Origin of the sequence: Albibacterium profundi (assembly GCF_042159835.1) — a bacterium.
GTDB lineage: Bacteria > Bacteroidota > Bacteroidia > Sphingobacteriales > Sphingobacteriaceae > Albibacterium > Albibacterium profundi.
In genome coordinates, this window is the sequence record NZ_JBBVGT010000003.1 from 96,072 (window position 1) to 113,449 (window position 17,378).

A 17,378-nucleotide genomic window follows, 5' to 3' on the forward strand; every position below is an offset into this window, starting at 1 on the left:
AGATCGTTAAATTTCATTCGATTATTATTTACCTAAAACGAAAAATTATGGATACAGGAAACATACTGTTTAAGTTTACGACGATCCGAAACGCTAAAAAGGGAGCGGCTGTCGAGATACTCATTAAAGACAGCAATGAATCAAGCATTCTTGCAGCAATAACGGCTAATAAGACTCCTAAAGAAATACAGCATGAGATATCTGAAGTGATTGAGCGTATTGGGGCGGTTATTGGAAATTATGAATTTCAAGACCTTATGTATCGTTACGATACGCTGATGGATGAGGTTGCACAAACGAATAGTACTACTCTATCAAGTGATTTTGTAAAAAATGTATTTGGCGTCGAATCAAATTGGGATCACAAAAAGCGATTGTATGCGAGAAATGATTATGCAAATATGCTTTTTGCAATCAAGCTCTGGTCAAACCGAACGAAGGAAACACACAAGGAGGCTTTTATCAAGCTTCTTAAAGCTTGGAGCATGTTGACCATGTATGAGTCGTCACAGGAGTATGATACGGTGAAATGGATAGATGTATTTTCGGGAACATTTGTAATTCCATCTATTAAAGATATCTGGCCGCATATTGATAGAAGAGATTCGCAAAGAATGAATACGAACGATGAGTTTCGGAAAGATTACGAAACCCTGAGGACAAAATATAAAGGGCTCAGAAATAGCTTGAGTCAGCTAAACGAAATGATAGACGACTTGAAAGCTATTGAGAGGTATGCGAATATTAACGAGGAAGAGATGGAGGATATTGGCGTTTTAAAAGATTTACCAGACTCTAAGCTTTTTGCGCCGGTATTTAAGTCAGTAAAATCACAACAATCTAAGTTGACACGGGTGTCGACGAGGAAGGTGGCATTGAAAAATATCGGAACTCGTATTGCTGCGATCATTGATTCAAAAAGCAAAGGTCTAAAGGATAATTTGCAAATAATCGCGCCTGAATTGGTGGTGACCGAAGAAGAAATAAAGTCTGGTAATGGCCTGAATAAGGTTTTGGCAGAAAAGGTTAGACTTGAGGGTAAGGCAGACCAGCTAGAGATACTTGCTAAAAATAAATTTTCAGTGGATTTGAACTCAAATAATATTCCTTCGCTGATCCCAAATCTTGAGAAGCCTAATGATTGGATTATTTCATCGGCAGGTAGGTTGCCTACAGATGAGGAGCCTCTATTGAAGCTATTGGTTAGTGATCTGATCCTGGTAGAAGAGAAGAATGTAGGGTACGTTGCTTCAAGTATTGCTCATATTGAAACAGCTATGCAGGGGGAATCTAGAAGCAGAACACACAGAACCTTGGATCGTATTGAAAGACGACTTACGACCAGTGAATCTACGCAGGTTAAACAGTCTTTGAATCTTGCTACGAGCTCGAACAGTAACTTCCAGTCTGAAATTGAAAAAGCCCAAAAGCAAAAACTAGGAGGTGAAGTTGAGACCGGTTATAAGGGTACGGGGTTCCATGTCGATGTGATGGCCTATTACGATGATGAGAAGGAGAAGTCAGATCATGCTGTCAGGAAAACTGCCGAAGACATCACTGAAGAAGCAAGAATTGAGGTGACCCGTAAAATTGAACAAGAAAGGGCGGAAATATCGATCAATGAAGTTGAAATCATAAATGAACATAAACTTGAAAATAATTCTGAAGGACATATCAACGGGATCTACCAATGGGTTGATCAGGTTAAAGAGTTTCGAACGTTGAGCTATGGAAGGCATTTGATGGCTAAGGTTATTTTGCCTGATCCGGCAAAGCTTCTATTTGATCAGAAGAAAGAGGCCGACATGAAGCAACCTTTAGAGGAGTTTCCGCTGAACTCGCCAATGGAAATAACCCATCACCAAATTGCGCTTGATGTGGGTAAAAAGTACGGTGTTGTAGACTTTGATACACCACCTCCGCGGATAAGGTACATAACAACGACGATCGAATTTAACGATAAGAATACCGAGAGTCTGAGTGCGGGTTTCTTACTGAATAAGGATAGCATAATCATACCGAGCGACGATGAATATAAAGGTTATAAAGTGGATGAAGTTTTTGTTCAGTACCGATGTCCTTGGAAAAACCCGACAGGGGGAGACCGTCGGCAGTTAAATATAAATGTTTTAGAGGCCTACTATGGCGTTGCTAGTACGCAAGGCGGTGATGACCCTGAAGAGTTTCCGAACTTTTGGTTTGATACGGTGGAAGTAGATGGATATAGACGCACTACTCACGGCGGAGGCCTTAACGCCGTGGTTCTTGCTAGTGGACATAACAAGTCTCATACCGCAGGCATGATTCGCTATGTGTTTATCGGTGCAGAAACGGTCGGACTGGAAGAAATTCCAATAACCGTGATGACGCGGAATAATAATTATTTTCAAGCAACAGTGATAGTGAAGTTATCTGCAGAAAATGGATACGAGGGCCATGCACATTACCGATGGCAAAAAAATGTATATGATAAGCTCTATCAGGCTTACTTACAGAAAAAGGAGGAATTTAAACGAAGCGAACGGAACGATAAGGAAGATAAAATGTTAGGGGTGATCAGTGGCCAGAATCCAGAAAAGAACAAACAGGTAATTCATGAGGAACTTAAAAGGCAGGTAATCACGGTATTGAGAAATAATGCTAATCAGACTTTTGAAGGATTTTTTTCTTCGACTCAGGAGGACTACGAGATTCAGATAGATCAAATGAAGATGTTCTCGAAATATATTGATTTTTTTGAGAACGCTATCGATTGGAAAAAAATGAGCTACCGATTGTTCCCTTATTATTGGCACCAGTATGAAAGCTGGAAGGAGCGCCAACTCTTTAAGGACACAGACCCGCATTATGAGGCTTTTATGCGGTCAGGTGCCGTGGAAACAATCATCCCAATTAAACGTGGTTATGAGCGTCAGTTTATGCATTATATGGAGAATGGAGAGCTTTGGAATCATAATGAACCACTTTCAATTACCTATGATGATGACCCGGAACTAGTAGCGGAAATCAATGAATTCATCGATGAGGAAGCGCCGGAAGTTAAACAAGTTGATTCACCATGGAGAGCAAGAATTCCGACCAATCTGATTATACTATCTGACAAAAATAATCTTGAAGCAATCCCTCCGATAAATACAAACGAAAACGATGGCGAAAATTCATGATCCTGATAAGGTAGAATATTTGGTTCTTCAAGGGGGAGGAGGAAAAGGGGTAGCTTATCTCGGAGCTATCCAGGCCTTGGAGGAGAAAGGGATTCTCCCTATAAAACAGAAGAGCGACGGCGATGCTCCAAAATTAAAGGGAGTGGCAGGTACTTCGGCAGGTGCTATTACAGCACTTTTAATTGCACTAGGTTTCACAGCAGATGAAATAGATAAAAAGTTTTTGTCTAAGCCCGAACTGTTTATGAGTTTCTTTGATGGACCTGACAATGGGTCTTACCGAACTGTAAGCTCATTTAATATCCCTGGAAGAAGTGACCGTTCGGTTCATATTAATCTGAATGAAACAGTTGAAGCATTTATTAAAAAGTCTGGCGATATGGATGCTCAAAATCCAATCGTGAGAACCTTGGCTATTTCTCTGTTGGGATTTTTACAAAGTAGTGCGCAATATACCAGCTTGTTGAAACAACCCGCCCATGAAGTGCTATTTATGTTGCTTAAAGGGTCTGATACTAGTCATCGAACTGATGCGTTTAAAGGTAAATTGATAGGTGCGGGATTTAAGAATCTGGGATTTGAGTTTTTATTCTATCAGATCATTCAGGCGATTTTACCAAATTCTGAGCCTGAAGATAGAAACGATATTGTACAAAAACTGACGGAAGACCCTTATGGTTATATATTTAACTTACTTTTTGATAGGGGTTTATTTCCAGGTTACTCTGTTAGGGCTTTTTTTGGGCAAATTATTGGAGAACGATTTAAGAACTTTTTTAATAAGGATATTGATGGGAGTACTATAAGCTTCGAAACTTTTTATGAGGTCACCAAATGCAATCTACTTTTTACGGGAGTTAATGTAAGTAAAAATCAACCTCAATATTTCTCGAAGGATCATACTCCGGATTTTCCTGTGGCTGAGGCAGCAGCGATATCGATGAATATTCCCATCGTGTTCAAACCGGTTTATGTAGAAGCGGAGAATTTAGAAGGTTTTTGGGTTGACGGAGGGACAGTATTTAATCTCCCGCTTCATGCATTTGACTATATTGAAAAGAAAGAACTTTTAAATAGCTATGGTAAGACGTATTATGATTACCTAAATCCGGGTACCTTGGCGTTATCACTGGTTCCCTATCTGCCGGGAGAAGAGTCGGCTGAGAAAAGCTGGACTGATGAACTCCCCATTTTAGATTTTACAAAAGGAATCGTTGATGTCCTTTGGGAACCAAATGAGCGACAAATCCAGCAAGAGGTTGAACGAGAGCAAATTATACAAATTCCATATGGAGAACTGAGTACCTTAAACTTTGCTCCTAATGAAGAATTAAAAAAAGACCCGATTGAACGTGCTTATGAACAAGTTATTGGGTATTTCAGATAGGGATCGATGATCGCTCTATGCACCTATATCTGCATTGTTGTTTACTTCCCGTATTAAATTGATAAGCTTCGTGGTGTCGTTGTCATCAAATATTCCGATAATACCACTATCATCGATACTCGTGAACGGCGGTTCAGTTAAATTGAAAGTTTCAAGGAAACCATTCTTAACAAAGTAACGAATCACGGTATCTAAGAATTTAATCTGTTTAGCTGATAAATTTCCTTCGTTGATGAAGGCAGCGAAGTGTTGGTTAATTGATTCTTGATCGAGGCCGATAATTCTTCGAATAAATGATCCTAAAGGCTGTTCTCCATATTCTTGGACGAACTTCTCTTTGCTGTCTAAGGTTTCTTCGATCAAGTACTCTTCTAGTTGATTTAATTCAAAAGAATTAATAGGGAGATTACGGTAGAGTTTATCGATCACCAAGTGGTTTTTGTTCTTACGGATAAAGGCTTCAACGCGATCTCGATAAGCTTGGTGGGTAGGGATAGTTCGTATAATGTCAAACTCCGCGACTTCGCTTTCGATTAATATGTCATCTAGGTCGGTATATATGGGGTTGATAATATTTTCCTCTCGAAGTAGATGAATCAGATCACGAATTTCTTTTCGAACATGGTCAATTGAAGACAAGGAAGCATTGCTCCAAAACTCTGAACTGGCCACTTCGCGGATTATCGCCTCTTTTGCTGCGACGACTGGCACATTGCGTTTTGTTAAGAGCCGATTGCCGATGCCAATCATGTTTTCTATGATTTTAGTTGATTGGTTGTGTTTTTTAGAATGGCTGATTGCAGCTTATAACTATTCAGATCAAACCGTTTAGCCATTTCGTCGGTATCATCCGAATACGGAACTAGGTGTGCTATTTCTGTTTCTAACAGTAGTACATCTGATTTAGAGAGGCTGTGCCATTTTTCTCTTTCGGAAAACCGATGCACAGCGGCCAGATGTTTTCTTACTTCATAGCGTTTTGTGTCTAGGTTAACCACGATAGAATGTAGTTTGTCGAGATACTCTTTCGCTAGGTTTAAATCTTCTTTTGACGCATCAATATCCTGTTGGATGAGTTCAGCGACATACGTGGGTGAGCTTTCGATTTTAGTTGGTCTCGCCGGATAAAGTTCGTTTGTTAACTCGGGGTAAGACTTGTGAAACCTTTCAGTGCCCTCGAAATAATCTCGGTTTTTGCTGTTATATCCTGCTAAATATAAAATCGGCAGATATATGTAGTTTATCGTATATCCCTTTCAAACATCTTGATCTTGATCATATCAATAATGGTTTTGGGTACTGGAAATGCATAGTATTTGTCGGATAAAAACGGTTACGTCCCGATTAGAACTACTAAGGAGAAGAGGGTTGGTTAATCGAGATAATCTTCGTTTAACACGTCAAAAACGAGATTTTGTTCAAAGCCTCTGCTAACCGCGTATTGGGCGAGTTTCATTTTTCGCTTGTAGGGGTGATGCTCTTTGAGTGATCTTGATTTTTTTTCGATAACCTGCTCGAGCGCACTCATATATTCACTGGGATCAATGCTTGCTAGGGATTCTTTTACTAACCGAGGCGAGATCCTTTTTTGTTGCAGTCCGTTTTTGATTTTGATCTTTCCCCATTGTTTCATTTTGAATTTGCCGGAAACGTAGGCATAGGCAAAACGTTCTTCATTGAGAAAGTTTTCTGTAACTAATTCGGATATAATGTTCTCAACATCCGATTGATGTAAGCCCCAATTGTAGAGTTTGTCTCGTACTTCTTGCTGCGCTCGCTCTTGGTAGGCACAAAAACCTTCAGCACGCTTCTTTGCTTGCATGGGGGTAAGGCGCTTAGCTTTTTTCTGATTCGGATCAGTCATGCTATCAAAATTGACAAATTTTTCATCTTAAGCCAAAAAAGGGTAAAGATTTGTTGCAGAGTGGGACGGCGGGTCTGCATAAAATTAATATGGAGCAGTTTTACCAAACTGCTCCATATTAAGGTGTAATTTTTATGATGTCAATTTACTGATTTACTTGCATCTCGAGTCGCTCCTTCATGATACGCGTAACACCATCGAGAGTGTATTCATATGACAATAGGAAAACATTGAATGTTCGACCAAAGGACTCTTCGACGGTAAACGTATTTGGATAGTTTGGATCTCCATCTAATTGGGTCACTTTAATATCCTTATATGGTTTAATGGATACCGTGTTGTCATCATTTATTTCCAGTATGATGGCCGTTTCTTCGATGTCTTTGACTTTTGATTCGAATGTTTCGGTACCTGCTATCACCCGTACACTGTTTTGAGTAAGAGGAAAGAGTTTTTTATTGCCAGCAGACACCATTTCGTCGGCTAAGCCAGTCATTGCATAAATTGAATTAGTTGCCTGGGATGCATAGTTATTTTCAATGAGGACTTGGTAGAGAATGGTGTTTTTCTTTTCATTGATTTCAACGCCCGAGATGTCGGTAGCTTTTAAGCCTATAAAATAGGTTGAATCTGGCGATAAACCATCTGGATGCAACTTAACCATGGTGCGACCTGTACGTTCTCCGGCTTTAATCTGAATTTTGTATTCTACAATCTCATATTTGTCTTTGGGGAGTAGTTTGGCATACAAGTTTTCGTCGGCGTCAAAAAGCGACCAGTTGTAGAGATCTAGCGGAGTTTGATCTTCTTCTAAGCCGATAACTATATCGTTATTGGGAGCATGTGTGCCGCCTGAAGAAGCAGCAATATAACCAATGACCTCCTCGCCTGTCAAGGGAACGATTTCTTCAAAGGTATTGTGATAGTCGCTGCTGATTAGAGCGACCATGTTTTTATACATCTCATGTTCGAACAATTCATTGTCTTTGCAGGACGTGAATATCATCGAAAGGACAAGTATTACTATATAATTTCGTTTCATTTTTTCGTTTTATTTTAATGTAATCTAATAACCCGGGTTCTGGTCAAGAGAGGGCAACCTTCTCATTTCGGCACGTGGTATCGGTACCCAGATAAGCTTTTTGTCAACTACTCGTGCAAGAAAAGAGGAGGTGCCTGGAATAACTCGTTGGTAATAGGTTTCTTTAGTGGCTCCGTCAGGATTCATTCCTCGTATAGGTTCTCTCTCTGTTTCTTCATAGATACCCCATCTGCGCACGTCGTAGAAACGTCTGTTTTCCCATAGAAACTCAACCATGCGTTCGCGTTCGATTTGTTTTTGTACTTCAGCTGCATCACCGAGCTGAGTGTTGGTAAGACCGGGTAAACCCGCCCGATAGCGAATACTATTAAAAGCACTTTTAATCTCTTCTACATCTCTGGAAACGGTATATTGTTTATCACCCACTTGCACGGTATGGCTACCGGTCAGATTGTTGAGTGCCTCTGCATATGATAGCAGGATTTCAGCATAACGGATAATTGGATAAGCTTTATTCATGTGACGAGCACCGGTACCCGTCCATGCATCCATTGGGTGATTGAATTTTTTGATTACATATCCGGTAATGGGATAGTTAGGAGAAGTGGCAGTTACTCCACCTCGGCCATCGGCGTCTTGATAGTAATATTTCGCTGTGTGGTTATTGAGCGTTGTGCTGGAGAGCGCTTGCCAAACAGCTTCGTTGAACCCTATGGAAGCATAGAACCGCATTTCACGGTTAGCGTACATATTATATACGCCCGAATTGAGTGGATATCCTGAAAAATACTTTGGTTCAGTAGTGAAACCGGTTTCTGAATAGTAGCCATCAGCAGAAGCCTCTTCCTTGGTACGACCATCGTCCATGAGATAGGCATCCACCACTTTTTGAGTGACCGAGAAGCGTCCCCACCCGCCTAGCGAAGGAGGGAAAGACCCTTTGCTGATAAATTCATTGATGTATCCTGTATTTCTACCCCAGATCAGCTCTGGGTTGATTGCTGCTACAGCTTCTCCAGTGAAGATATCGGAATAGGATCTAAGAGGATCAATACCGGCAGCTCCATCAGGATAGGTATTATAGAAATTGGGATCTGAGGTGACACCTGAAGGAAGAGCTGGCGTAGCATCATCCGCTAATGCTGTATAAAGCTTATACGTCCCCAAGTCCATTACTCTTTTAGCTGCTGCTGCGGCTACTGCCCAGCGGCTTTCATCATATTGTTGTGATACATAGTGTACACCGTCTGTTGAACGTGTCCAGTTGCCGAAATATGAGCTAGCTACAGGACCGCCATTGAATAATGGACTAGCATGTATTAATCGTAATCTAGCTACTAAACTAAGGGCTGCTCCTTGAGTAGGGCGTCCAAAATCTAAGATGGAAACTTCTGATGGAAGCAGTTGAGCTGCTTTTTCAAACTCACCACAGGTGTATTCCATTGCCTCGTCATAGGTGGCTCTGGTTCGGTCGTAGTAATCGATAGCTTCGTTGGTGTTAACCACTTCATCTCCTAATAAAATTGGCGGACCATAATCCACTAATATGTTATAATAGGCATAAGCACGTATGAATCGTGTATATCCTTCTATTCGTAGTCGGTCGGCAGTAGTAAGATCTTCCGGACGGTCTAGGTTTTGCAAGATGCTGTTACATTTCCGGATGATTTTGTAATATTTCCCCCATTGATTAAGGTTTGGGTTGCTGTCTCCGAAGAAGTCTGGCGAAATGCGTCCCGTAGCGAAATCCATTCCATAATATACATTGTTTGAACCGCCGCCGGTAAGTCCATTGAAGCCTTCATCAGTGGCCATGGGACCAGGTGTATAACCGAACCTAATAGTTTGTGCTTCATCTGAAAACATTGCTGCTGCACCCCACATATAGGCTTCCATGTAGCGAGCGTTGGAAAAAGCGGAATCGATGTTGAATTCATCATCGAAGTAGTCGTCAATATTCAGATAATCCTTGCAAGATGTTCCGAGAGCGAGCAGCTGAATGATAATAACTGCTTTTATTATTTGTTTTATGGTTGACGTTCTCATGTCATTAATTATGTCTTATTTTTAAAGATTGATATACATTTGAAAGGAATATGTGGACGGTATCGGGTATTTTCGCCCATTCCAAGCGGCTTGTTCAGGGTCAAAGATTTTTACTTTATCCCATGTGTGCAGATTGGTGCCTACAAGTTGAAGATCCATTGATGAAATACCGAGCCTTTTTAGAAATTCCGGACTAATATGGTAGTTCAGTGTGATCTCTTGTAAACGGAGATAGCGCGAATCTCCTTGCCAGAAGCTAGATATCTGACTATTGTTGCTATTGTTTCCATATTGTAAGCGCGGGAAACGAGCGTCGGGGTTCTCTGCTAGGGCAGGATCTATACCATGCGCCGCGGCATACTCTTTCGGGATCCAGCGGTTGCTCGGGTCAGCTACTAACGATAATACATTACCCATGTTACCTTCAAAGAAAGGCATATACCCCATTCCGTTAGGTTTGGTTACATTATTTACCTTCATCTCCTGTCCTACATAGAAAAATGAGGTTTTTCCAGTTCCTTTTAATAATACGCCTAGGGACAGATTTTTATAGCGGAATTCAGCGCCCATACCGTACATCAATAACGGGAAGTTGCTGTGTGTTAATGGCACCATATCCAATTTGTCAACCATGCCATCGCCGTTTATGTCTTTATATTTGATATCACCGGGCATAACCGCTCCAAAGGTTTGTTTAGGACTGTACTTGATGTCTTCGTCGTTTTTAAACAACCCGATGGCTTGATAGCCTCGTATGGAATTATATGGGAATCCATTGTACTCCAAATAAGGATATTCTAGATAAGCTTGTTCCCAGTTTTGTACGATGTTTTTGGAGTATGTAAAATTACCTCGTACCGTGAAGCCTAAGTCGTTGGAAACATCACTTGTGTAGCTAATGTTGCCGTCGGCTCCGGAACTTTTCATCTGACCTACGTTGGCAAATGGGTTGGACACAACACCTACATATTCAGGAACTTGTACTCTTTGTTGGAAAATACCGTTCCGCTGATCTTTGAAAAAGTCGATCACAAAATCCACTTTGTTATTAAATAGTCTTCCTTCAATACCCAAGTTGGATTTGACCGCTCTTTCCCATGCTAGGTTGTCTGCTCCAATGCGGGTTTCGTGGATTGTCTCTATGCCGGGTACGCCCCAGATATTTCCTGAACCGACGTTAACTTTAGTTAGGTAAGGGAAACGAATACTCGTGATTCGGTCGTTTCCTACGGTACCATACGATGCTCTGATTTTGAAGTAGTTAAGCCAAGGAGCGGCATCTTTCATAAAATTATAACTCGTCGGTACCCAACCAACTGCAACGGAAGGGAAAAAACCATATTGTTTGCCGGGCTGGAAGTTTTCAGAACCAGTGTACCCAAAGTTGACATCCAAGAGATATGTGTCCCGGTAACCATAGGTCAGCCGGCTGGATACTCCTTGATAACGCAAAGGTATAGCTTCCAAATTACTCGTAGCATCTTTGGTGTCTTTGGCGTCACTGAGATAATAATAGATCAATGCGGATGTCCGGTGATCATCACCAAAAATCTGATCGTAATTAATGACAGACTCTAAGTGATATTTGCGATATTGTCTGGTGGATCTAGAGTAAGATGCTTTTTGTTCCTGAACCGTTTCTTGCATGACGAGCGATCCGTTGTAATTTCTTCCTAAGGCTGTATAGAGAGCAGGTTGTATGCGTCTGCGCTCACTGAAATAACTATTGATGTCATATGCTCCTTGAACGCGAAATTTAAGTCCGTCTAGAACACCGGAAAGGTCCTGGTTTAGAGCTAGGGTGGATTTGCCTTTGTACTCTTGATCGGAAGCTTTACCTGTGCGGTTAATCATCACGTAAGGGGATGATCGATCTTCGCCTCCACGACCCGGTAACAGGCCATTGGAATATTGAGTAGGAATAGCAAGCGGAGATAGTGTCGACTGAGCATTCCATATGTAGTTCGTATTGGCGACTCCCGGTTGGTCTAATTTGGATAAAAAGCCGTCTGAACCAAGGTATATTTTGGTTGTTTTAGTGAGATTGATATCTAGGTTGATACGGTAATTATAGGTATTAAAGCCTACATTGGAGCTGTATACACTGTTTTTGTCCACTTTATAGGCCGCTGTTTCACTTTTTCCGCCTATACTCAAAAAATAGCGAGCTACTTCACTTCCCCCACGGCCACTAGCATAATAGCTTTGACGCCAAAAGGTTTTGTTTAGGATTTCGTCTTGCCAGCTTACATCAGGGTAGATGTCGGGATCTAGGCCGTCTCGAATGATGCCCATCTCCGTTTGGTCGTACAATGGACTTTCGCCACGAACAAGGTGTGCTTCGTTTGCTAATTGTGCATAGTCATAAGCACGCAGATACTGTGGTAATCGACTAAGGTGGGACAAGGTTGCATTTGCGCGAGCGGTTATCTGAATCCGATCCACAAGTCCTTTCTTGGTTGTTACCAAAACTACCCCGTTAGCTCCTCTTACCCCATATACGGCGGTGGCGGAGGCGTCCTTTAATATAGAGAAACTTTCGATATCAGCAGGGTCTATGGTGTTTAGGTCACCTTCTAATCCATCGATAAGTACAAGTGCGCTACTGTTAGCACCAAATGTACCGATACCACGTACCCAGAAGTCAGCGATGTTCTGTCCCGGTTCGCCACTTCCTTGTAGAGAAATAACACCGGCAGCTCTTCCGCCTAGTAGGTTTGCAATGGATGGAGCTGGAGTCCGAAGGTCTTTGGCATCAACGGTTGTGATGGCCCCAACGGAGCTTATTTTTCGTTGTACATTTCCCAGTCCTACCACGATAACTTCATCGAGGGCCTCTGTAGTTTCAGTGAAAGGAACGGTTAAATCACTGGTTGATTCAATGGCAACGTGTTCTACTGGTTCATAACCGATAAAACTAAAGACCAATTTATCTCCATATTCCACTTGAATACTAAATTTTCCATCATTATCACTTGATGTACCAGAAACGGATTTGTCTTTGATATAAATAGAAACACCGGGTAACGGTTCGCCAACTTCATCGACGACGGTACCCGTAATTGTTAACTCGTTCGCTTGCTGTGCATATGTAGTCGTAAACAACAGGCTGAGCGATAATAGACACAAAATACGTATGATTTTCATTATATATAGATAGGTTTATTATTCAATAACTAATTTGCGAATCCTGGCATTACCCCAGTCGGCGATGTAAATATCTCCTTGTTCATTTACTGCTACTCCCCAAGGGTGGTTGAAAAGTGACTCAACCGGTCCGCCGTCTTTATAGCCAGCGGTACCTGGTTGTCCGGCGACCGTAGTAACGATATTATCGGCCGATACCATCCGGATACAATGGTTGCCATAGTCAGCAACAAACATGTTTCCATCGTTGTCAAACTTGATATCTTTAGGGTAGTTGAAAAGAGCATCTTCAAGAGGACCATCGCGGAAGCCACTTCCACCAGGAGCATTGAGGCGTTTAAACCCTTGATCAGGATTGCGGAGGTCGAGAACCGAAATACCCTGTCTGAATTCAGTTGGACGAGCGTTGGAATGAAGAGTCATGTACAGCAGCCAAGGCTTTTTCGGATTAATGGCTTGTCCGTATTGTGAGCCGTAGGGCCCTTCGTGGACAATTGTTGCTTCTAATGTTTCGGGGTTTATTTTAGCAACCTTTCCATCGCGATATCGAGTGTAGAGGTGTCCGTCATATGGGCTGAATGTTACGAAGTTGTTATACCGGTCGCCATCGACGATAGAGTTCAGGTCTGCTGTAGAGAATTTGACATTTCGCTGGCGTGGATACCAGGCTTCGCGGGGATCGAAGGTGAATAAAACCTCCTTAACCGATTCATGAGCGGCGGTTAGCATACCGTTGGCACGATCAACCGTCAAACCGTTTGCATAGAGTATGCGTTCTCCGGTGCTGGTTGCTTCAATCAAGGGAGTGACGATGTTCTGCTGTTCATTAATCCGGGCAACACCCCAAGAGCCGCCGTCTCGCCATGACATAAAAATATTCCCTTCGGCGTCCAACTCTAGGTATTTGCCATATACTTCTGCTTGGGAAAGTGTTCCCGGCGTGAACGTTTTTTCACCGTTACCTGTTACCGTACTGACTTGTGCTTGTGTATGGTAGATGAAAGAGTTTTCGTAAACAACTGAATCTTCTCCGATAACAACCGATATGCGGGGATCCTTGCCCGGTAATCGGGGTATGATAGCATAGATTCGATCTCCGCTGGATGAGATTATGGATGCTTCAGCGCGATTAAAAAATACCTTGATTTTGCTTGCATCCGTTCCGAAGTTTTCACCGTCGAGAAGAATTTTGTCTCGGGCGCCTCCTTCAACGGGGTAAAAAGATGTCAACACAATCGGGCGTGCTGGGTCATGTGATTTTGGTACGGTTTTCCCGCTTTCGTCCTTACATGATAAAAACGAAAGAATCAGAATAGTCGAACAGAACGATAAAAGTCTGATTCGACAACTGCTAGTAGAAACGTTCATAAATAATTGTTTGTTTAAGTATTGAAAATGATTGCTTTTACACGTTATAAAAGCATTTTTTAATTATGGCGAAAATAGAATGCGTATATTAATGCAAGATCAATACATTGTTACTAATGGGTTACTTTACGCCGTTAGCTGTATGTTGTATGGATTTTATTTGAGGAGTGCGACTCATTCGGGGGGGGTGATTTTTAGGTCCGGACGTGCCATAACATCTAAATCGACATTTTTTTCATGTTAACCCAAAAAATGATGAAATTCGTTGCAGAATGGATAGTCAACTTTATACCATAAACCGCATTGCGGATATTATAGCTGATCGATATCGAATGGTCCGGAATGACGATGAAATTCTTCATTTGGTTTATGATACACGAAAGATAAACGAGGGGGGGAGATCGTTGTTTTTTGCTTTGAGCGGGGGGCAAGATGGGCATGAATTTATTGGGCATGCTTGTACGCTAGGAGTGAAGAATTTTGTAGTTCTTGATGGAAAGGTTGATGAAGGTGCCTATCCGGAAGCGAATTTTTTATTTGTTGATGACACCTTGTTGGCCTTACAGCAACTGGCGAAGTACCATCGCTCGCAATTTGATATACCGATCATCGCCATTACCGGAAGTAACGGGAAGACGATTGTTAAAGAATGGTTGTTTCAGCTCTTGAATCCGGAGTTTAACATTGCTCGGAGTCCGAAGAGTTACAACTCACAACTGGGTGTGGCTTTGTCCTTATGGCAATTGTCTTCTGATAATACTTTGGCCATTATTGAAGCGGGAATCAGTCGCCCTGGGGAGATGGAACGTTTACAAGATATGATTCATCCGACCTTGGGGGTGTTGACGAATATAGGAACGGCGCATAGTGAGGGTTTTGAGAGTGATGAAGAAAAGCTAAAGGAAAAGTTGCGTTTGTTTGAAAAGGCGAAGCAGTTGATTGTATCGCCCAAGTATATTCCGAGTTCAGGTATGCTTCCCCTGAAGCCCTCTATTGTTACTTGGGGCTACCGGGATGACTGCGATTTACATATTATCGACGTTCGGAGGGGTAATTATACACAAATTATTGCTGAATATCAGGGTTCAAGGATTGATATTCAGATTGTGCCGAGTGATGAAGCTTCTGTAGAAAATGCCGTTTCCTGTTGGTCGGTACTCTTAACCTTGGGTTATGAATCTGAGGTAATCAAGCAGCGAATGATGGCTCTATTTCCAGTGGAAATGCGTCTGGAGTTGAAAAATGGAATCAATAACTGCTCGATTATCGATGACTCGTATAGTTGTGATGTGGCATCGCTGATGATAGCATTGAATTTTTTACAACAACAGAATCAGCATGGGAAAAAAACCGTTATTCTATCTGATATACCGGAGATTAAAGGTGATAAAGAGTCTGTGTATTCAAGGGTAGCGCAACTGATAAAGAGTAATCGAATTGATCGCTTTATTGGTATTGGAGAGGATATTTCTGCTTTCGATGGTCTTTTTGAACGTGGCTCTTTGTTTTATCGGTCGACTGACGAGTTTTTAGCTGCAGCACCGGGTATTGATTTTCGTGACGAGTCGATTTTGTTAAAGGGCGCGAGGGTGTTTTCTTTTGAGCGGATTAGTAAAATACTCACCCAAAAGACGCATGATACGGCATTGGAAATTAATCTGAAAGCACTGGAACGGAACCTGAAACATTATAAGTCGAAGTTAAAGCCAACTACCAAGTTAATGGTGATGGTTAAGGCGTTCTCCTATGGAAGTGGGAGCTTTGAAATAGCTAATTTACTGCAATTCAATCAGGTGGACTATTTGGCTGTAGCGTATCCCGATGAAGGTGTGACGCTTAGAAACGCTGGGATTAAACTTCCGATTATGGTGATGAACGTCGATTTGTCTTCGTTCGATGCCATGGTGGACCATGAGCTGGAGCCGGAGATCTTTTCATTGAGGCAATTGAATGCGTTTCTAGCTTTCTTGGAAGGTCGTGGGGAGAAACATTATCCTATCCATATAAAATTGGAAACAGGAATGCATCGTTTAGGTTTTGATGAGGTGGATATGGATCGTTTAGTACAGTTGTTGGAAGCAACGGATCTCGTACAAATCGCTTCGGTTTTTTCACATTTAGCAGCATCGGGAAGTTCGGAACACGACGATTTTACGCGCTCGCAAATCGGTCGTTTTGAAAACTTAAGTGGGCGATTGCAGAAGGGATTGAATTATTCGTTTTTACGCCATTTGTCGAATACCGCGGCAATTGATCGTTGGCCGGAGGCGAGCTTTGATATGGTCCGTTTGGGTATCGGCTTATATGGAATTGGACCGCAAGGGGAAGGTTCTGTTTTGGAGCCGGTTGCGCGATTGAAAACTACGATTTCACAGATAAAACGAGTGAGTGACGAGGATACGGTGGGCTATAACCGACGTGGAAGATTAGTCGGAGGAGGGACGATCGCCACGGTCAAAATTGGTTATGCCGATGGCTATAGTAGACGTTTTGGAAACGGGGTCGGTCGTATGATGGTGGGTGGGCGACCGGTGCCGACTGTCGGAGATATTTGCATGGATATGTGTATGTTGGATGTCACTGGACTTGAAGTTAATGAGGGTGATACGGTTGAAGTATTTGGAGAGACTCCGACCTTGATGAGTTTAGCACAGGCAATTGATACGATTCCGTATGAGTTGATGACGGGGATCTCTCAGCGTGTAAAACGGGTGTATTTTTATGAATAAAAAATAATAGTATGATAAAGAAAGGGTTTCGTCGGATTTTTAACTATTTGATTAGAGGTACTATTGTCGTTTTGCCTTTGGCTGGAGCTGTTTTTTTGATCTATTGGCTTTTCTCGGGACTGGACTCGGCATTGAATCTGAGTAGCTGGCTTTTTAAAGACGACCAGGGCAGGCCTCTCTATGTGCCGGGTTTGGGAATCGTCAGTGTGATGTTGATTCTGATTTTTGTGGGGTTTCTGATAACAAACTTGGTGACTGCACCGATCTATAATTGGTTTGGTAAACTATTGAATCGGATTCCACTTTTTAATACATTATACACATCGTTGAAGGACTTTACAGAGGCATTTGTTGGGGACGCTAAAAAGTTTAATGAACCTGTGATTGTTGAGGTAAACGATAGTGGGTTGAAACGTATTGGTTTTTTGACGCAACGCGATCTATCTAAATTGGGCTTAGAGGGGGAGGTTATGGTGTACTTTCCTTATGCATACTCCTTTGCAGGGCAGGTGGCTATTGCTAAGGCCGAACGGGTTAAGAAAATGAATATCAGTGCGACGGATGCGATGAAACTGGTGGTTTCTGGTGGGGTGAGCGGACTAGAATAGATTAATTAGGCCTAGAATAGATT

Annotated in this window: 11 protein-coding genes; 4 read left to right on the plus strand and 7 right to left on the minus strand. The window is 42.0% G+C overall.

Annotated elements, in window-relative coordinates; genetic code table 11:
* Positions 1 to 47: 47 nt before the first annotated feature.
* Complete coding sequence (locus tag WKR92_RS11895) at positions 48 to 3,164, plus strand: hypothetical protein (RefSeq protein WP_375558055.1); 3,117 nt, start codon at positions 48 to 50, stop codon at positions 3,162 to 3,164.
* Positions 3,148 to 4,551 carry a patatin-like phospholipase family protein gene (locus tag WKR92_RS11900; RefSeq protein ID WP_375558056.1) on the plus strand — a complete coding sequence of 468 codons (1,404 nt, stop codon included), beginning with the start codon at positions 3,148 to 3,150 and terminating at the stop codon, positions 4,549 to 4,551. The genes WKR92_RS11895 and WKR92_RS11900 overlap by 17 nt, the downstream gene beginning before the upstream one ends.
* Positions 4,552 to 4,566: 15 nt before the next feature.
* Here the strand turns inward: WKR92_RS11900 and WKR92_RS11905 are convergent, their stop codons facing one another.
* The 7 genes from WKR92_RS11905 to WKR92_RS11935 all read right to left on the minus strand — a co-directional run bounded on the left by WKR92_RS11905 (position 4,567) and on the right by WKR92_RS11935 (position 14,018).
* Complete coding sequence (locus WKR92_RS11905; RefSeq protein ID WP_375558057.1) at positions 4,567 to 5,301, minus strand: type I restriction-modification enzyme R subunit C-terminal domain-containing protein; 735 nt, start codon at positions 5,299 to 5,301, stop codon at positions 4,567 to 4,569.
* Between the two features lie 5 nt (positions 5,302 to 5,306).
* Entirely contained in the window at positions 5,307 to 5,549 is a 243-nt protein-coding gene (locus tag WKR92_RS11910; RefSeq protein WP_375558058.1) for a hypothetical protein, read from the minus strand.
* A 374-nt stretch (positions 5,550 to 5,923) separates the two neighbouring features.
* Positions 5,924 to 6,415: a regulatory protein RecX gene (locus WKR92_RS11915; RefSeq protein ID WP_375558059.1), complete on the minus strand. Its 492-nt coding sequence runs from the start codon at positions 6,413 to 6,415 to the stop codon at positions 5,924 to 5,926.
* 145 nt (positions 6,416 to 6,560) lie between these two features.
* Positions 6,561 to 7,457 (minus strand): BT_3044 domain-containing protein, encoded by an 897-nt coding sequence (locus WKR92_RS11920; RefSeq protein WP_375558060.1) that lies wholly within the window; start codon positions 7,455 to 7,457, stop codon positions 6,561 to 6,563.
* 24 nt (positions 7,458 to 7,481) lie between these two features.
* The gene (locus WKR92_RS11925; RefSeq protein WP_375558061.1) at positions 7,482 to 9,503 is read right to left on the minus strand and encodes a RagB/SusD family nutrient uptake outer membrane protein; all 2,022 of its coding nucleotides are present in this window, start codon (positions 9,501 to 9,503) and stop codon (positions 7,482 to 7,484) included.
* Between the two features lie 21 nt (positions 9,504 to 9,524).
* Positions 9,525 to 12,650, minus strand: coding sequence for a SusC/RagA family TonB-linked outer membrane protein (locus tag WKR92_RS11930; protein WP_375558062.1), 3,126 nt, complete (start codon positions 12,648 to 12,650; stop codon positions 9,525 to 9,527).
* Between the two features lie 18 nt (positions 12,651 to 12,668).
* Positions 12,669 to 14,018, minus strand: coding sequence for an IPT/TIG domain-containing protein (locus tag WKR92_RS11935; protein ID WP_375558063.1), 1,350 nt, complete (start codon positions 14,016 to 14,018; stop codon positions 12,669 to 12,671).
* Between the two features lie 272 nt (positions 14,019 to 14,290).
* Between WKR92_RS11935 and WKR92_RS11940 the strand changes: the two genes are divergently transcribed.
* Both WKR92_RS11940 and WKR92_RS11945 read left to right on the plus strand, forming a co-directional pair.
* On the plus strand, positions 14,291 to 16,747 hold the full coding sequence (locus WKR92_RS11940) for a bifunctional UDP-N-acetylmuramoyl-tripeptide:D-alanyl-D-alanine ligase/alanine racemase (protein WP_375558064.1): 2,457 nt from the start codon (positions 14,291 to 14,293) through the stop codon (positions 16,745 to 16,747).
* A gap of 11 nt (positions 16,748 to 16,758) precedes the next feature.
* Positions 16,759 to 17,355, plus strand: coding sequence for a DUF502 domain-containing protein (locus tag WKR92_RS11945; RefSeq protein ID WP_375558065.1), 597 nt, complete (start codon positions 16,759 to 16,761; stop codon positions 17,353 to 17,355).
* Positions 17,356 to 17,378 lie beyond the last annotated feature (23 nt).

Excerpts from the sequence above, each read along its gene's own strand:
- WKR92_RS11895 (WP_375558055.1), top strand. The coding sequence starts at position 48 with ATGGATACAGGAAACATACTGTTTAAGTTTACGACGATCCGAAACGCT.
- WKR92_RS11900 (WP_375558056.1), top strand. The coding sequence starts at position 3,148 with ATGGCGAAAATTCATGATCCTGATAAGGTAGAATATTTGGTTCTTCAA.
- WKR92_RS11905 (WP_375558057.1), bottom strand. The coding sequence starts at position 5,301 with ATGATTGGCATCGGCAATCGGCTCTTAACAAAACGCAATGTGCCAGTC.
- WKR92_RS11915 (WP_375558059.1), bottom strand. The coding sequence starts at position 6,415 with ATGACTGATCCGAATCAGAAAAAAGCTAAGCGCCTTACCCCCATGCAA.
- WKR92_RS11920 (WP_375558060.1), bottom strand. The coding sequence starts at position 7,457 with ATGAAACGAAATTATATAGTAATACTTGTCCTTTCGATGATATTCACG.
- WKR92_RS11925 (WP_375558061.1), bottom strand. The coding sequence starts at position 9,503 with ATGAGAACGTCAACCATAAAACAAATAATAAAAGCAGTTATTATCATT.
- WKR92_RS11930 (WP_375558062.1), bottom strand. The coding sequence starts at position 12,650 with ATGAAAATCATACGTATTTTGTGTCTATTATCGCTCAGCCTGTTGTTT.
- WKR92_RS11935 (WP_375558063.1), bottom strand. The coding sequence starts at position 14,018 with ATGAACGTTTCTACTAGCAGTTGTCGAATCAGACTTTTATCGTTCTGT.
- WKR92_RS11940 (WP_375558064.1), top strand. The coding sequence starts at position 14,291 with ATGGATAGTCAACTTTATACCATAAACCGCATTGCGGATATTATAGCT.
- WKR92_RS11945 (WP_375558065.1), top strand. The coding sequence starts at position 16,759 with ATGATAAAGAAAGGGTTTCGTCGGATTTTTAACTATTTGATTAGAGGT.